Origin of the sequence: Roseovarius sp. Pro17 (assembly GCF_035599575.1) — a bacterium.
GTDB lineage: Bacteria > Pseudomonadota > Alphaproteobacteria > Rhodobacterales > Rhodobacteraceae > Roseovarius.
The window spans coordinates 2,876,833-2,892,904 of sequence record NZ_CP141179.1 but is presented as its reverse complement, the minus strand read 5'-3'; the positions used below and the strand labels follow the sequence as shown (position 1 = coordinate 2,892,904).

Genomic DNA, 16,072 nt, shown 5'->3' with positions numbered 1-16,072 from the left:
ACACGTGGGTTTCAGAACAGATGCATTTCATCTGCCAAAGGTCGTTGCTATTGCCTCTTTCGCGCTTGCTGGATCTGCGGCGGGCGCGCTGGACACCCTGCGCTTTGAAATCCCTGCCAATGACAAGGATCTGCGCAAGACTCTGATTGGCGCGTCGCTGATTCAATCCGCCCAAGAGGACGGGCGCACCGATCCGCAAGACATCATTGCAGCGGCCAATGCCGACTATGCCCAGCTGCTGGGCGTGCTCTATAAATACGGCTATTACAGCGGCGTCATCAACATCACGGTCGACGGGCGCGAGGCGGGTGGGCTGTCGCCCTTTGCCAAGCCGTCGGGCGTGCGTGAGGTGGTCGTGCGGGTCATTCCCGGCCCGATCTTTGCGTTTTCGACCGCGCAGGTAGCCCCCATCGCCCCCGGCACTGAATTGCCCAAGGAGTTCGCCACTGGCGAGCCGGCGCGCGCGCCCGTCGTCGGCGCGGCGGCGGAAGCGGGCATCGAAGGCTGGCGCGACGTCGGTCGTGCCAAGGCCGAATTGGTCGGTCAGAACATTGTAGCAGATCACAAGACGCGGACGCTGTTGGCCCAATTGGCGCTGCGTCCCGGCCCGGTCGTCACCTTTGGCAATCTGGTGCAGGTCAAGGACAGCGCCGTGCGCCCGGAACGTCTGCGCCAGATCGCAGGCCTGCCCACGGGCGAACGGTTTTCCCCCGAAGAGCTGGAGAAATCAGCCAAGCGTCTGCGCCGCACTGGTGCATTCAAGTCGGTTGCACTGACCGAAACCGAAGATCTGCGCGTAGGCGACGTCATGGATATCCAGCTGGACGTGGCCGACGAAAAGCCGCGCCGCTTTGGTTTTGGCGCCGAACTGTCGAGCAATGAGGGCGTGACGCTGTCGACGTTCTGGTTGCATCGCAACCTCTTGGGCGGGGCCGAGCGTTTGCGCTTTGACGCCGCGATCAGCGGCTTGGGCAGCCAGACGGGCGGCATCAATGGCGGCGTCGACTATGAGGTTTCCGGGCGCTTTGAGCGGCCCGCGACCTTTGGCGCAGATACGACGCTGTTCATCACCGGCAAGGTCGCCCGCGAGGATGAGCCGAACTATCTGTCGGACTCGGTCGAACTTGGCTTTGGCTTTAGCAGGATCGTCACGGACCAATTAACGCTCGAGGCGGGCTTGGGCTTTCGTTACACCGACGAAGAGGACGTGCTGGGCAGCCGCGAATTTTTCCACCTGCTCATGCCGCTCAAGGCAACCTACGACAGCCGCGATGAACCGCTCGATCCGGCCAAGGGATTTTTCGCGCAGGCCGAGGTGATGCCATTTGTATCGCTGAACGGCACTGATTCAGGCGGCCGCATCCTTTTGGACGGGCGCGGATATCGCCAGATCGACGAGGGCGGTTTGCTCACCCTTGCCGCGCGGCTGCAATTCGGCAGTATTCTGGGCTCAAGTCTGGTGGATACACCGCAGGACTTCCTGTTTTATTCTGGCGGCGGCAATACCGTGCGCGGTCATCCCTATCAATCGCTCGGCGTGCCTCAGGGCACTGGCCTGACCGGTGGACGCAGCTATCTGGGTGCGTCGGCGGAAGTGAGGCTGGACATTGCTGGAAATTTTGACCCGGTAGCCTTTTTTGACGTGGGTTATATCGGCTCCGAGAGCATCTATAACGACAGCGGGCGCTGGCACAGCGGCGCAGGAATCGGCATCCGTTATGCAACCGGCATCGGCCCCATCCGGTTTGACGTCGCCACGCCGGTCACCGGCAGCACCGGCGACGGCGTGCAGATTTATATCGGCATCGGGCAGGCGTTTTGAGACATATGAAAAAGGCACGCATCTTGCGCATCATTCACACTCTCGCACTGGCCCTGACGCTGTTGACCGCACTGCCGCAACTGGCGGCGGCTCAGGAGGACGACCGCGGCCTGCTGCAAGGTTTCATTGAGGATAATCTGTCGTCTGCGGGTCGCTCGGTACGCATCGAGGGGTTTCGCGGCGCGCTCAGCAGCGAGGCGTCGCTGGACCTGCTGACCATTGCGGATGATGATGGCATCTGGCTGACGCTCAAGGACGTGACGCTGGATTGGAGCCGCCTCGCCCTGCTGCGCGGCCGCCTTCAGGTGTCCAAGCTGTCGGCGGGCGAGATATTGCTACCTCGCACGCCCAAGACGGACGATACCGTCGAAATCCCCGATGCCGAGGCCACTGGATTCTCCTTACCCGACCTGCCCGTTGCCATCAACGTCGACGAGATCGCGGCAGAAAAGATCGTGCTGGGCGCGCCGATCCTTGGCGAAGAGGTCAGCCTTGCACTGACCGGATCGCTGCAACTGGATGATGGCGCCGGCAACGCCAAGTTGGACGTCACCCGGCTGGACCGCGCGAATGACGAGGTAACGTTGGACGTCAGCTATGCAAATTCGGATCATGTGCTGGCGATCGATCTGGTCGTGACCGAGGACGAGGGCGGTATTGCCTCCAAGCTGATGGGCATTCCCGGCACGCCGTCGATCAAGCTGACCGTTCAGGGCGATGCGCCGCTGGATGAGTTCACAGCCCAGATCGCGCTGGACACCGATGGCGAGCGGCGCCTTGGCGGCGCGGTTCAAATTGCCGCCCCGGCCACCGATCCCGAGACTGGTGAGGGCGCACCGCTCAGCTTTTCGGCCGATATCCGTGGCGATATCGCGCCGGTTTTTGCCCCTGAATACCGCGCGTTCTTTGGCCCCGAAATGGCGCTGGTCGTAAAGGGGTCCAAGCCCGTTGATGGCGGCCTTGGTATCCAGACATTGTCGTTGAGCGCTGACGCGCTAAAGCTGGACGGCAGCCTGCAACTGGGCGCAGATGGCTGGCCCGAACGCTTTGATCTGACAGGGCGGCTGGCCTCGAAAGATGGAACGCCGGTCCTGCTGCCGCTGAGCGGCGAGCCGACGACACTGGACGACGTGGACCTCAGCCTGACCTACGATCTGGCAGAGGGCGAGGAATGGCGACTGTCGCTGACCGCCACCGGGCTGGAGCGCGAGGATATCACCTTGGAAACCGCATCGCTCAAGGGCGGCGGCACCATTGCCAAGGGCGAAGGCAGCGCGCCCGGCCGCGTCGACGGCGCGCTTGATCTGGCAGCGACGGGCCTTGCGGTAACTGACCCCGATCTGGCCGGCGCGCTGGGCGAGGCGCTGAGTGGCAACGTCGTGTTCGACTGGACCGAAGGCGACCCCTTTCGCCTCAGCGAACTGTCAGTGAAAGGGGATGACTATGACCTGACCGGCGAGGCCGCGATCATGGGTCTGGGCAAGCCGATCGACCCCCGCGCGACTGCATCGGTGAAATTGAACGCCGCCGATCTTTCGCGCTTTGCAGGGCTTGCGGGCGCCGAACTGAAAGGGGCTGCGCAGCTGCAAATCGACGGTGGTATCACGCCGAGCCAAGGCACGATGGAGGCCAAGGTGACCGGCAGTGCGCAGGATCTGGCTGTAGGTCAGCCGCGCCTCGATCCGCTGCTCAAGGGTCGCACGCAACTGGATATCGCGGCGCGGCGTGGCAAGGACGGCACGTTTCTCGACAAGCTGCGCGTTACTTCGCCCACGACCGATCTGACCGCCAGCGGTGCCTATATAACCGGTGCCAGCATGGCGGACCTTGCGCTAACCGTGCAGGATGCTTCGCTGATTGAGCCCAGCCTCAAGGGTCCGGCCAAATTGAATGTCGATGCCGATCAATCCGGCGATGTCTGGACGATCCGCGCGGGCGCCTCCGGCCCCGGCGAGGCAACGCTGACGGCGGATGGCACGGTCAGCGTAATCGGCGGCAAGCCGGGCCTGTTCGATCTGCGCGCCAGCGCCGTAGCCAGCGACTTTGCGCCCTATTCCACGCTTGCGGGTCGTGATCTGGGTGGTGCGGCCAGCGTTGTGGTTGACGCAAAGGGCAATGTCTCGGACCTCAGCGGGCAGGCGGATCTGGTGATGAACGGACAGGATCTGGCCGTTGGCATCGCGCAGGCCGATGCAATCCTGCGCGGCACCTCCAGCGCGGAAATCTCAGCCCAGCGAAGCGCCGATGGCGGGTTGACGCTGAGCAAGGGTTTGCTGAGTACGCCGATGATCGACGCCGATGTCGAGGGCTTCATGGGCGCCGATGGCACTGCGCAGGGCAAGGCCGACATCACCGGCAATGACCTTGCCGTGGGTATCCCGCAGGTTGACCGCATCCTGCGCGGCAACTCGCGCGCGCAGATCGAGGCGCTTCGCAGCGCCGATGGCACCATCACGATCAAGCGTGGGGACGTGAAAACCCCGATGATCGACGCCAATGCTACGGGTTTCTACGCCGCCAATGGCAGCGCCGAGGCCAGTGTCGATGTGACCGGCGACAGTATCGCCATTGGGATCCCGCAGGTCGACCAACTGCTGCGCGGCCGCTCCAGCCTCAAGGCCGAAGTGGCGCGCGGCGCGGACGGTACGCTGACGATCAATCAGGCCGATCTGGATACGTCTCAATTGACGGCCAAGGCATCAGGCACGGTTGGCACCGACGGCTCCTCGGCGGCGACGATCGATGCGCGGCTGGCCAATGTTGCGCTATTTGCGCCGGGTATTCCCGGCCCCGCGACCGCAAACGGCACGATCCGCGGCGATGGCAGCGGCTATGTGGTTGATCTGGACGCAACCGGCCCGGCGGGCATTGCGGCGGATGTTTCCGGCCGTGTCGGCAACGACGGCACAATGAACCTCAGTATCGATGGCAACGCACCTTTGGCGCTGGCCAATTCGTTCATCAGCCCGCGCAGCCTGTCTGGCCTCGCGCAGTTCAGCCTGCGCGTGAACGGCCCGCCTGCGCTGTCGTCGGTCACCGGCACGATCACTACCAGCGGCGCGGGGCTGGCCTTGCCCAAGGTCAAGCTGGCGCTGGAGGGGATCAACGCAAACATCCGTCTGGACGGTTCTGCTGCGCAGATAGATATCGGCGCGGGCGTCAACACTGGCGGGAGGCTGGCGGCGAATGGGCGCATCGGCCTGACCGCCCCCTATCAGGCCGATATAGCGGCCGATTTGAAGAATATCGGCATCACCGATCCGGGTCTCTACACGACTACAGCAAACGGGCGCATCACTTTTAGAGGGCCCGCGACTGGCGGCGCGAAGATCGCCGGGCAGATCAATCTGGGCGAGGTCAACGTGCGCGTGCCCAGCGGGGCCATTGCGTCGGGCGCGAACCTGCCCGGCCTGCGCCACGTGAACGAACCCGCTGCCGTGCGCCGCACCCGCGCCTTTGCCGATATGCTAGACAACGGCGGCAATGGCGGCCCCGGCACCGACAACGGTGGTGGGGTGGCCTATGATCTTGACGTGCGGGTCAACGCGCCTGCGCGCATCTTTATCCGGGGGCGGGGCCTCGACGCCGAACTGGGCGGCGCGCTGCGCCTGCGCGGCACCACGGCGCAGGTCATCCCCGAGGGTCAATTCGATTTGATCCGGGGGCGACTGGATCTGTTGGGCAAACGGCTGGACCTGACCGAAGGGTATCTGCGGATGCAGGGCAGTTTTGTGCCGTTCCTGCACCTTGTCGCACAGACCACCAGCGGTGACATTCAGGTGCTGATCGGCATCGACGGCCCGGCGGACGAGCCTGAGATCACCTTTACCTCGCAGCCGGAACTGCCTGAGGATCAGGTCGTCTCGCAGCTGATTTTCGGGCGCGACATCAGTCAGATTTCAGCCTTTCAGGCGCTGCAACTGGCATCGGCCGTCGCGACGCTGGCCGGCAAGGGTGGTGGTGGCGTTGTTGGCAAGCTGCGCAAGGGCTTTGGCCTCGATAATCTGGACGTGACCACTGGCGCGGACGACCAGACCGAGGTGCGCGCGGGCAAGTACCTGTCCGACAATCTTTATTCCGAGGTCGAAGTGGACAGCGATGGCCAGAGCCAGATCAACCTGAACCTTGAGATCAACAAAAGGCTCAAGGCCAAGGGCAGCTTTGGCGCCGACGGCGACAGCGGTTTGGGTATATTCTTTGAGAAAGATTATTGACGCTGACTGAGGCATCGTTTGCGCGGCTTGGCTTGCCCGGACGAACGGCAAGTATTGGCGCACTGCCTGCCATCGGCTAACCTGTGGCGAAATGCCCAAGGGAGGACGCCCCATGCAAATGAGCGACACACGCACGATCGAGGCAGACAAGGCCACCGTTTGGGCCGCGCTACTCAGCCCCGAGGTGCTGAAGGAATGCGTGCCGGGCGCGACCGAGGTGACCGGCAGCGCCGAGGACGGGTTTGAGGCGGTCGTCACGCAAAAGGTCGGCCCGGTCAAGGCTACCTTTCGCGGTGCCGTCACCATCAGCAACGTGGTGGATCAAACCAGCCTCACCCTGACAGGCGAAGGCAAGGGCGGCGCGGCGGGTTTTGCCAAAGGTGCCGCCGATGTGCGCCTCGATGAGGCGGACGGCGTCACCACGCTGAGCTACGATGTCGAGGCCAAGGTCGGCGGCAAGCTGGCGCAGCTGGGCAGTCGCATCGTCGATGGGTTTGCCAAGAAGATGGCCGACCAGTTCTTTACCCGCCTCGAAGAGGTGATTGAGGGGCCAAAGGAAGGCGATGACGAACCCGAGGCCGAGAAAAAGGGCTGGCTGAAGCGGCTTATCACCTAAGATTTTTTGCCATCCGCGCCGCCACATCCCGCCCGCTGGCATAGGCGCCATGCGCCGTTGCCTGCCAATTTGGCGAAAACGCCTCACCGGCAAATGCGACGCTGCCGGTCTCGCGCGTGATCATGTCGCGCCGGAACTGCGCCCAGCCGGGACGGGCGTGGGAATACGATCCCAGCACCAATGGATCGGTCGTCCAGTTAGTGGTGGCGGTGCCGGTGATCCGACCCTCGATCTGCGTCCCGAAAGCATCAACAAGAGCGCCGCGCGCATAGTCGATCATGGCCTCAGGCCCTGCCATCACTAGCGTATGCGCGAGTGCTCCGGCCATATGGCACAGCATCATGGGCGCATCCCCATGCACGATTTGGAAATTAGTCGCTATATCGTGGCCGCTCTGTTGAACTGACAAAAACCGGGTCTGGGTCATTTCCTGCGGCAGCGCATCCATGGCGAAGGCGACCTTTTCATAAATCCCGCACGGAACGCGGTCGAGTTCGAACGCCAGATCGGCGGCAGGGCCGGGGCTAAAGTGGATTGCGCCGCGCGTGAGGACATTGGTCGATGCGGTAACAATTACACCCGCCGCCTCCAGCTTGCCCTGATCCATGGTCACGCTTGCGCCAGTGCCGCGCTGGTGGATGGCCTTCACAGCAACGCCGGTGCGGATGTTCAGCCCCTCGGCCATCGCTGTGATAAGCGCGCCATAACCTGACAGAACGGGCCAGTTGTGATCGGTGTCCCGGTAATCGGCATAGGCCGAGGCGGACACGTCCCCGCCGTCATCCCCGGCCATCAATGCCACGATCAGCCGCACCGACGGTGTCCAGCGCCCGGCATCGGGCAGCACCTCGGGAATCGGCACGTCGCGGTTTGAGGCCTCAATGGCCTCGAAGGCATGGGTAACGGCCGCGCCGTATTCTGCGATTTCCTCTGTATTGCCGAACGCGCCGTCGGTCCAAACCATAAACGGATTGGCGACGTCCTGCTGCCGGTAGGTAGCCCCTAGTCGATCCGCCCATGCGACCAGCGGGTTTTCGTCTGCGCAATGCAGCCAGTGACAGCCATGATCCCACGGCTTGGGCAGGCCCGCCTCTGCCGTATAGGCACGCCCGCCGACGCGTGTCGCCGCCTCAAGCACCACATAAGAAATGCCGCGCGCCTCGCATTCCAACGCCGCGCCGATACCGGCGGCGCCTGCGCCAACGATGATGATCTGAGGATCGCTCATGTGATCTGCCTTTCTGTCGGGGGTCGCCGATTGCGCGATTGCCCTTGGCCGCGAATGATATAGGTTCCGCGCAACCCGCAAAACCCCGGAGGCCGGACCATGACAGCTATCGTTGACGTCCAGAACATGGGCAAGGTCTATGGCGGCGGACATGTCGCGCTCAAGGACGTGTCGCTCGCGATTGAAGAGGGCGAGATCATCGCGCTGCTCGGCCCCAACGGCGCGGGCAAGACGACGCTGATCTCGGCGCTTTGCGGTATCGTCACGCCGACCAGCGGAAGCGCCACTGTTGGCGGGCATGACGTGATCACCGGTTATCGCAAGGCGCGCGCGATGATCGGGCTGGTCCCGCAGGAAATCGCGCTGGAGCCGTTCGAGAAGGTCATCAACACGGTTCGTTTCTCGCGCGGCCTCTTTGGCAAGTCCCGCGACGATGCGCTGATCGAGAAAATTTTGCGCCAGCTCAGCCTCTGGGACAAGCGCGGGTCGCGCACCCGCGAGCTGTCGGGCGGGATGAAGCGCCGCGTGCTGATCGCCAAGGCGCTCTGCCACGAGCCGCGCGTTCTGTTTCTGGACGAACCGACCGCAGGCGTCGATGTCGAGCTGCGCCGTGACATGTGGCAGATCGTCGAAGAGCTGCGCAAATCCGGCGTCACCATCATCCTGACCACGCATTACATCGAAGAGGCCGAGGCGATCGCCGACCGCATCGCCGTCATCAACAAAGGCGAGATCCTGCTGGTCGAGCCCAAGGCCGACCTGATGGCCCGCATGGGCCGCAAGACCCTGCGCATCGATTTGACCGAGCCATTGCCAGCTGTGCCCGATACGCTGGCCGACTATGATCTGACGCTGGGCGAGGGCGGTCAATCACTAAGCTACACCTACGATTCCACCGGCGAGCGGACGGGCATCACGCGCCTCTTGCAGGCCATCGCGAACGAAGGATTATCGCTGAGCGACATCCAGACCACGCAAAGCAGCCTGGAAGAGATATTCGTCGGGCTGATAAATGAGGGCGAGCAATGAACTTTCCAGCGATCTGGGCGATCTACCTCTATGAAATGAAGCGGTTCTTTCGCACCCTGATGGAGAGCTTGCTGTCGCCCGTCATCTCGACCTCTCTTTATTTCGTGGTCTTTGGCGCCGCGATCGGCAGCCGCATCGATCAGGTCGAGGGCATTAGCTACGGTGCGTTCATCGTGCCGGGCCTCATCATGCTCAGCGTCATGACGCAGGCAATCAGCAACGCGTCCTTTGGCATCTATTTCCCGAAATTCATCGGCACGATTTTCGAGTTGCTGTCGGCCCCGGTTAATTTCCTTGAAATTGTGCTGGGCTATGTCGGCGCGGCGGCGACGAAATCGCTGATCATCGGCATCGTGATCCTTGTCACCGCAGGCTTCTTTGTCGACATCCAAATCATGCACCCGTGGGCGATGCTGGCCTTTCTGCTGCTCACCTGCATCAGTTTCAGCCTGTTTGGCTTTATCATCGGCATCTGGGCGGAAAACTTTCAACAGCTACAACTAATCCCGCTCCTGGTGATCACGCCGCTGATCTTCCTCGGCGGCGCGTTCTACTCCATCTCGATGTTACCCGAAAACTGGCAGACGGTGGCGCTGTTCAATCCGGTGGTTTACCTTGTTTCGGGGTTTCGCTGGTCCTTCTTTGGCACGGCAGATGTCGGCGTCGGCTGGTCACTGCTGGCCATTGCGGGCTTTACCGGTATCTGCATGGGGATCGTCTGGTGGATATTTAGAACCGGATACCGGATCAAATCCTGACCCCCAGCCCAACATTTTTGCAATAAGGCGTCCGCGCCGCGCCCTGCCGCCTTGTTTCAAAGTCCTTAGGATTATACATCGCTCACATGACAAAATGGTCCACCCTCAAATCCCGCCTGCCGTTCATCAAATCGCACCCGCGCGTGGCGGTCGTGCGCCTCAGCGGCACTATCGGCACAGGCCGCATGTCGCTGAACGATGAGACGCTCGCGCCCATGCTTGAAAAGGCGTTTAAAAGGGGCAAGCCGCGGGCGGTCGCCTTGCTGATCAACTCGCCCGGCGGATCGCCTGTTCAATCGTCGTTGATTGCGGGTCGTATCCGGCGGCTTGCCGAGGACAAGGGCGTGCACGTCCATGCCTTTGTCGAGGATGTCGCAGCCTCCGGCGGCTATTGGCTGGCGGCGTCGGCGGATGATATCTGGGTCGATTTCGGATCAATCGTCGGGTCCATCGGCGTCATCTCGGCGGGCTTTGGCCTGCCCGTGTTTCTGGCCCGTCAGGGGATCGAGCGGCGCGTGCATACCTCGGGCAAGTCGAAATCGACGCTGGACCCGTTCCTTCCGCAAAAGCAAGAGGATGTTGACCGCCTCAAGGATCTGCTCGAGGACATGCACAGCGGCTTTATCGCTTATGTCAAGGAACGGCGCGGGGCCAAATTGGCCGACAACCCTGATATTTTCACCGGCGAATTCTGGCTGGGCCGTCGCGCGGTCAAGCTGGGGCTGGTCGATGGCGAAGCGCACATGGTGCCCAAACTGCAAGAGCTATACGGCAAGGACGTGCGCCTGATGCAATATGGTCGCAAGAAGGGCCTGCTGTCGCGCTTTGGCGTTACACTTGTCGAAGACACCATCGCCGCTGTCGAGAACCGCGCGCATTTCGCGCGCTTCGGGCTGTAGCCGCGTGATCATCAAAATCGTCATGCTCTTTCTGGTCGGCATGGTCGTTCTGGCCATGTTTGGGCGCTTGCGCTTTCCCGGGCAGAAACGTCTGGCGGCGGCCAAGTGCCCGAAATGCGGCAAGTACAGGATCGGCAAGGGGCCATGCCCCTGCCAGAAGGGCATACATAAATGATGGTCTGGGCATTTGCGGGGCTGGGGCTGGTTATCCTGCTGCTGGCGGGCGATGCGCTGGTCAAGGGCGCGGTCAACCTCAGCCTGCGGGTCGGTATCCCGGCGCTGATCGTCAGCCTGACGATCGTGGCCTTTGGCACGTCGGCACCCGAATTGCTGATCTCGATCAACGCCGTCCTGATGAACAAGCCGGGGCTGGCACTGGGCAATGTCATCGGCTCGAACACTGCCAATGTGCTGCTGGTGCTGGGCCTGCCTGCGATCCTGTCGGTGATCCATTCGTCACAGTGTGACACGCGCAAGACCTATGTTTATATGCTGATCGCCAGCGTGTTGTTCATAGGGCTGGCGTTCGTTGGCATCTTTACCTTCTGGTCGGGGCTGATCCTGCTGGCGGCGCTGGCGCTGGTCATGTTCATCCTTGCGCGCGATGCGCGCAATCATCGCCGGGCTGAGCGTGCCTGTCCTGCCGAAGGGATCGAAGGCGCTGACCCCAATATGCCGTGGTGGCAGATCGCCGTTTTTCTGGTGCTGGGCCTCGTCGGCCTGCCGCTGGGGGCTGATTTGCTGGTCGACAACGCGTCGATCATCGCGCGCGACTATGGCGTCAGCGATGCCGTGATCGGCCTGACGCTGGTGGCACTGGGCACGTCGCTGCCGGAACTGGCGACCACCATCATGGCCGCCCTGCGCAAGCAGGCGGACGTGGCGCTGGGCAACGTCATCGGCTCGAATATGTTCAACCTGTTGGGCATCATCGGCGTCGCCTCGCTGATCAGGCCGATCCCGGTCGATGTCGAATTCCTGCGCTTTGACCTGAGGGTCATGCTGGCCGCGTCACTGGCGCTGATCCCGTTTGTTTTCCTCAAGGTCGATATAGGTCGCGTGATTGGCGTCATCTTGACCGTGGTCTATCTGGCCTATGTGACCATCATATTGATCTAAGGGAGGGGCGCATATGGGACGTGCATTGGTAACTGGGGCCGGCAAAAGGCTGGGCCGCGCGATGGCGCTGGAACTGGCGGCGCGTGGCCATGACGTGGCTGTGCACTATCACAGTTCGGACAGCGGCGCCGAGGCTGTCGCCGGCGAGATTCGCGCATTGGGCCGCAGTGCCGCCCCCCTTCAGGCGGATTTGTTGAACGAGGATGAGGTCACGCGCCTCTTGCCTGCCGCCGCCGAGGCGTTGGGCGGGCCGATCACGGTGCTGGTCAACTCGGCCTCGATCTTTGACTACGATACGCTGGAAAGCGCGACGCGCAGTAGCTGGGATCGCCATTTCGGATCGAACCTGCGCGCGCCTTTCGTGCTGACGCAGGCGCTGGCGGCGCAGGTGCCGGACCCTGAGATTGACGAGAACGGCGAACCGGTGGCCCAAGGCCTCGTCGTCAATATGATCGACCAGCGCGTGCGCAAGCTGACGCCGGAATTCATGACCTATACACTGGCCAAGATGGGACTCTGGGCGTTCACCCAGACCGCCGCGCAGGCGCTGGCGCCGCGTGTGCGCGTCAACGCCATAGGCCCCGGCCCGACCCTGCGCGCCACCCGCCAAAGCGAGGCGCATTTTGCCGCGCAGCGCGCCACCACAGTGCTGGAAAGAGGCGCGAATGTGCAGGATATCACCGGCGCCCTGGCCTATTTTCTGGGTGCGTCCGCAGTGACCGGGCAGTTGCTATGCATAGATGGTGGACAGCATCTGGGATGGAAGACTCCGGACGTTCTGGGGGTTGAATAGACGCTTGTAGCGCCTTGGCTGACGAAAGTTCTGCACTGTGTTAGATTTTGTTGAGCGGGCGTTCAGAAAACTCCAGCATTATCAATATATTGCAAAGTATCACAATATTTACCAAATAAAGTCAGTAGCTTGAAGGTCTGCCTAAAAATTAAGCAAATCAGCGAAGTCTGCTGTCAACAAGGGAAATTTCAGGGTTACGCAAAGTTACCCGCAGAGTTATCCACAGAAAGCGTGGACAGGATTCCCCTTGTGCGCGCACGCCCAAGATTGCAGCAGGGCGGCAGAATCATATCTATAGGCCCATGACCGACCAAACTCCGCAAACCCCCGTGCCGACCGGCTACAAGGTGATCCAGTCCTATCTGCGCACGCTCGACGGCTCGCCGGGTGTTTACCGCATGCTGGATGCACAAGCGCGCGTGCTTTATGTTGGCAAGGCGCGCAATCTGAAGGCGCGCGTGTCCAGCTATGCGCGCCCCACCGGGCACACGGGTCGCATCATGCGGATGATAGACGCGACCGCCTCGATGATGTTCCTGACGACAGCGACCGAAACCGAGGCGCTGCTGCTGGAGCAGAACCTGATCAAGCAGCTGAAACCCAAATACAACGTGCTGCTGCGCGACGATAAATCGTTCCCGAATATCCTTGTGACGAAAACGCACGACTATCCGATGATCAAGAAGCATCGCGGGGCCAAGCGGGAAAAGGGCGCGTATTACGGCCCCTTCGCCAGCGCGGGCGCGGTCAACCGCACGCTGGCGCAGCTTCAGCGCGTGTTCCAACTGCGCAATTGCACGGATTCGGTGTTCGAGGCACGCACGCGCCCGTGCCTGCAATATCAGATCAAACGCTGCACTGCGCCCTGCGTCGGCTACATCTCAAAGGACGAATACATCGCGCAGGTCGGCGATGCCGAGCGGTATCTGAGCGGTAAATCCACCGAAATTCAGGAAAAGCTGGCTGGCCAGATGGCCGAGGCCTCGGAGCAGATGGAGTTTGAGCGCGCGGCCGCCCTGCGCGACCGGATCAAGGCGATGACGCAGGTTCAGACGGCGCAGGGGATCAATCCGCGCAGCGTGGACGAGGCCGACGTGATCGCGCTGCATCTGGACCAGGGGCAGGCCTGCGTTCAGGTGTTCTTTATCCGGGCGGGGCAGAACTGGGGCAACCGTGACTTTTATCCTCGTGTCGGCGTGGACGTCGAGGCGCCCGAAGTGCTGGAAGCCTTCATCGGCCAGTTCTACGACACCAAGGAGCCGCCCCGCCAACTGATCCTGTCGGGCGAAATCGAAAGCCCCGATCTGATGGCCGAGGCCCTCACCGGCAAGCTGGGTCGCAAGGTCACTCTGCTGGTCCCCCAACGCGGCGAAAAGGCCGAGTTGGTGGAGTCGGCCCTGCGCAACGCGCGCGAAAGCCTCGCCCGCAAGATGGCCGAGAGCGCGACGCAAGCAAGGCTGCTGCGCGGCGTCGCCGATGCGTTTGGTCTGGACGGCCCACCCCAGCGGATTGAGGTCTATGACAACAGTCACATTCAGGGCGCTTTCGCGGTCGGTGCGATGATTGTCGCGGGGCCCGAGGGCATGATGAAAAACCAGTATCGCAAGTTCAACATTCGTGGCGATGATATGACTCCGGGTGACGATTTCGGCATGATGAAGGAGGTGCTGCAACGCCGCTTCAAGCGCCTGCTGAAGGAGGATCCGGACCGCACCAAGGGCACTTGGCCCGACCTCTTGCTGATCGACGGCGGGGCGGGGCAGGTCAGCGCGGTGCGCGGAATCATGAACGACATGGGCGTGAGCGAGATCCCGATGGTCGGCGTCGCCAAGGGGATCGACCGCGATCAGGGCAAGGAGGAATTCCACCGCACCGGCCAGCATCCCATCGCGCTGCCGCGCAATGATCCGGTATTGTATTTCATCCAGCGCTTGCGCGATGAGGCGCACCGCTTTGCCATTGGCACGCACCGCGCAAAACGCTCCAAGGCGGTCAGCGCGACGCCGCTTGACGATGTGCCGGGCGTCGGTGCAGCGCGCAAACGCGCGCTGCTGGCGCATTTCGGCAGCGCCAAGGCGGTCGGTCGCGCTGCTCTGGCTGATCTCAAGGCCGTCGATGGCGTTTCCGAAGGTCTGGCGCAGAAGGTCTATGACTACTTCCACGACAAGGGGTAGGGCGGGCGCAACGCGGGGCTTTAACCCCCATCCCAAGCGGGATAGACATGGGCCATGACATGGACCGTCCCGAATATCCTGACGCTTTTGCGTTTGTTGGCCGCGCCCGGTGTGGCGGTCATGTTCCTTTATTTCACGCGCCCCTATGCGGACTGGTTCGCGCTGCTGCTGTTCGTCTCGGCGGCGATTACGGACTGGTTCGACGGCTACATCGCCCGCTCGTGGAAGCAGGAGACAAGGCTGGGCGCGATGTTGGACCCGATCGCAGACAAGGCGATGGTCGTGATCGCGCTGATGGTCATCGTCGGCTATTCGCCGATGTCGCCGTGGTTGGTGCTGCCTGCAACTGTGATCCTGTTCCGCGAAGTGTTTGTGTCGGGTCTGCGCGAATTTCTGGGCGACACCGCGGGCACGCTTAAGGTCACCAAACTGGCCAAGTGGAAGACGACCGCACAGATGGTCGCCATTGCCACCCTCTTTTCCCAAGGCGTGTTCGAGCACTACTTTGGCATGTCCACCTTCGGCATGGACCCAGAAATGGTCGATGCGATCCTGATGGGCGTCGAAGAGGATGTGCTGGGTCTGGGCTGGAAATTGAATGGCATGATCTTTACATGGCACGCGGGGCTGTGGCTGCTGTGGCTGGCGGCGGGTCTGACGGCGATCACGGGCGTCGACTACCTGCGCAAGGCGCTGCCTTATCTGAAGGATGATCGCTGATGGATGTTCTATATTTCGCATGGGTGCGCGAGCGGATCGGCCTGCCGCGCGAGGCCGTTCAAACCGATGCCGCAACGGTGCAGGACCTTGTGGACGAGCTTCGCAAGCGTGAGGCGCGATATGAGATGGCGTTTTCCGATCTGGCCGCCCTGCAGGTCGCCGTCGATCAGGAACTGGCGGGCTGGAACACACCTCTTGCGGGCGTGCGCGAGGTCGCGTTTTTTCCGCCCATGACAGGTGGCTGAGGCCATGGATATCCGCGTGCAGGAGGCGCCGTTCGACCTTGGCGCCGAGGCCAGTGCATTCGCCGCGCGCCAGACGGGCATGGGCGCGGTCGTCACCTTTACCGGCATCGTGCGCGATCTGAACGGCGACCTGGATCACATGCAGATCGAGCATTATTCGGGCATGACCGAAAAGGCCCTGCGCGCCATTGCCGAAGATGCGCATGCGCGCTGGGATCTGGGTGGCAGCCTGATCATCCACCGCCATGGACGGTTGGCGCCAGATGACATGATCATGATGGTCGCCACCGCGTCACGCCACCGCAAGGATGCGTTCGAAGCGGCGATGTTCCTGATGGATTACTTAAAATCCCGCGCGCCCTTCTGGAAGAAGGAAGCGACTGGCAAAGGCACTGCTTGGGTGGCCGCGCGCGACGAAGATGAAGACGCGCTCAAGGATTGGCAATAACCTGCTG

General features: G+C 62.2%; 14 protein-coding genes. 13 read left to right on the top strand and 1 reads right to left on the bottom strand.

The features are described 5' to 3' along the window. Positions 1–4: 4 nt before the first annotated feature. From U3654_RS14095 to U3654_RS14085, 3 genes are all read left to right on the top strand, one after another. Entirely contained in the window at positions 5–1,822 is a 1,818-nt protein-coding gene (locus tag U3654_RS14095) for an autotransporter assembly complex family protein (protein ID WP_324752180.1), read from the top strand. Between the two features lie 5 nt (positions 1,823–1,827). Then, the gene (locus tag U3654_RS14090; protein WP_324752179.1) at positions 1,828–6,036 is read left to right on the top strand and encodes a translocation/assembly module TamB domain-containing protein; all 4,209 of its coding nucleotides are present in this window, start codon (positions 1,828–1,830) and stop codon (positions 6,034–6,036) included. Positions 6,037–6,148: 112 nt separating this feature from the next. Next, positions 6,149–6,652, top strand: coding sequence for a carbon monoxide dehydrogenase subunit G (locus U3654_RS14085; RefSeq protein ID WP_324752178.1), 504 nt, complete (start codon positions 6,149–6,151; stop codon positions 6,650–6,652). Here U3654_RS14085 and U3654_RS14080 read toward each other — a convergent pair. After that, the gene (locus U3654_RS14080; RefSeq protein ID WP_324752177.1) at positions 6,645–7,880 is read right to left on the bottom strand and encodes a flavin monoamine oxidase family protein; all 1,236 of its coding nucleotides are present in this window, start codon (positions 7,878–7,880) and stop codon (positions 6,645–6,647) included. The two genes, U3654_RS14085 and U3654_RS14080, sit on opposite strands and share 8 nt — an antisense overlap. A 99-nt stretch (positions 7,881–7,979) precedes the next feature. Between U3654_RS14080 and U3654_RS14075 the strand changes: the two genes are divergently transcribed. From U3654_RS14075 to U3654_RS14030, 10 genes are all read left to right on the top strand, one after another. After that, positions 7,980–8,909 carry an ABC transporter ATP-binding protein gene (locus U3654_RS14075; protein WP_324752176.1) on the top strand — a complete coding sequence of 310 codons (930 nt, stop codon included), beginning with the start codon at positions 7,980–7,982 and terminating at the stop codon, positions 8,907–8,909. Then, the gene (locus U3654_RS14070; protein WP_324752175.1) at positions 8,906–9,667 is read left to right on the top strand and encodes an ABC transporter permease; all 762 of its coding nucleotides are present in this window, start codon (positions 8,906–8,908) and stop codon (positions 9,665–9,667) included. The genes U3654_RS14075 and U3654_RS14070 overlap by 4 nt, the downstream gene beginning before the upstream one ends. An 86-nt stretch (positions 9,668–9,753) precedes the next feature. After that, a complete protein-coding gene (locus U3654_RS14065; RefSeq protein WP_324752174.1) occupies positions 9,754–10,566 on the top strand; it encodes a S49 family peptidase in 813 nt (270 codons plus the stop codon). Between the two features lie 4 nt (positions 10,567–10,570). Next, positions 10,571–10,741 carry a hypothetical protein gene (locus U3654_RS14060; protein WP_324752173.1) on the top strand — a complete coding sequence of 57 codons (171 nt, stop codon included), beginning with the start codon at positions 10,571–10,573 and terminating at the stop codon, positions 10,739–10,741. After that, entirely contained in the window at positions 10,738–11,685 is a 948-nt protein-coding gene (locus tag U3654_RS14055) for a calcium/sodium antiporter (RefSeq protein WP_324752172.1), read from the top strand. Before U3654_RS14060 ends, U3654_RS14055 begins: the two co-directional genes overlap by 4 nt. A 13-nt stretch (positions 11,686–11,698) precedes the next feature. Next, on the top strand, positions 11,699–12,478 hold the full coding sequence (locus U3654_RS14050; RefSeq protein WP_324752171.1) for an SDR family oxidoreductase: 780 nt from the start codon (positions 11,699–11,701) through the stop codon (positions 12,476–12,478). A 302-nt stretch (positions 12,479–12,780) separates the two neighbouring features. Then, on the top strand, positions 12,781–14,652 hold the full coding sequence (gene uvrC / locus U3654_RS14045) for an excinuclease ABC subunit UvrC (RefSeq protein WP_324752170.1): 1,872 nt from the start codon (positions 12,781–12,783) through the stop codon (positions 14,650–14,652). A gap of 54 nt (positions 14,653–14,706) precedes the next feature. Further along, complete coding sequence (pgsA, locus tag U3654_RS14040; protein WP_324752169.1) at positions 14,707–15,372, top strand: CDP-diacylglycerol--glycerol-3-phosphate 3-phosphatidyltransferase; 666 nt, start codon at positions 14,707–14,709, stop codon at positions 15,370–15,372. Then, complete coding sequence (gene moaD, locus U3654_RS14035; protein ID WP_324752168.1) at positions 15,372–15,617, top strand: molybdopterin converting factor subunit 1; 246 nt, start codon at positions 15,372–15,374, stop codon at positions 15,615–15,617. The genes pgsA and moaD overlap by 1 nt, the downstream gene beginning before the upstream one ends. Positions 15,618–15,621: 4 nt before the next feature. Next, positions 15,622–16,065, top strand: a complete 444-nt coding sequence (locus U3654_RS14030) for a molybdenum cofactor biosynthesis protein MoaE (RefSeq protein WP_324752167.1) — start codon at positions 15,622–15,624, stop codon at positions 16,063–16,065. The last annotated feature ends 7 nt before the right edge of the window (positions 16,066–16,072 follow it).

Excerpts from the sequence above, each read along its gene's own strand:
- U3654_RS14090 (WP_324752179.1), top strand. The coding sequence starts at position 1,828 with ATGAAAAAGGCACGCATCTTGCGCATCATTCACACTCTCGCACTGGCC.
- U3654_RS14085 (WP_324752178.1), top strand. The coding sequence starts at position 6,149 with ATGCAAATGAGCGACACACGCACGATCGAGGCAGACAAGGCCACCGTT.
- U3654_RS14080 (WP_324752177.1), bottom strand. The coding sequence starts at position 7,880 with ATGAGCGATCCTCAGATCATCATCGTTGGCGCAGGCGCCGCCGGTATC.
- U3654_RS14075 (WP_324752176.1), top strand. The coding sequence starts at position 7,980 with ATGACAGCTATCGTTGACGTCCAGAACATGGGCAAGGTCTATGGCGGC.
- U3654_RS14070 (WP_324752175.1), top strand. The coding sequence starts at position 8,906 with ATGAACTTTCCAGCGATCTGGGCGATCTACCTCTATGAAATGAAGCGG.
- U3654_RS14065 (WP_324752174.1), top strand. The coding sequence starts at position 9,754 with ATGACAAAATGGTCCACCCTCAAATCCCGCCTGCCGTTCATCAAATCG.
- U3654_RS14055 (WP_324752172.1), top strand. The coding sequence starts at position 10,738 with ATGATGGTCTGGGCATTTGCGGGGCTGGGGCTGGTTATCCTGCTGCTG.
- U3654_RS14050 (WP_324752171.1), top strand. The coding sequence starts at position 11,699 with ATGGGACGTGCATTGGTAACTGGGGCCGGCAAAAGGCTGGGCCGCGCG.
- uvrC (WP_324752170.1), top strand. The coding sequence starts at position 12,781 with ATGACCGACCAAACTCCGCAAACCCCCGTGCCGACCGGCTACAAGGTG.
- pgsA (WP_324752169.1), top strand. The coding sequence starts at position 14,707 with ATGACATGGACCGTCCCGAATATCCTGACGCTTTTGCGTTTGTTGGCC.
- moaD (WP_324752168.1), top strand. The coding sequence starts at position 15,372 with ATGGATGTTCTATATTTCGCATGGGTGCGCGAGCGGATCGGCCTGCCG.
- U3654_RS14030 (WP_324752167.1), top strand. The coding sequence starts at position 15,622 with ATGGATATCCGCGTGCAGGAGGCGCCGTTCGACCTTGGCGCCGAGGCC.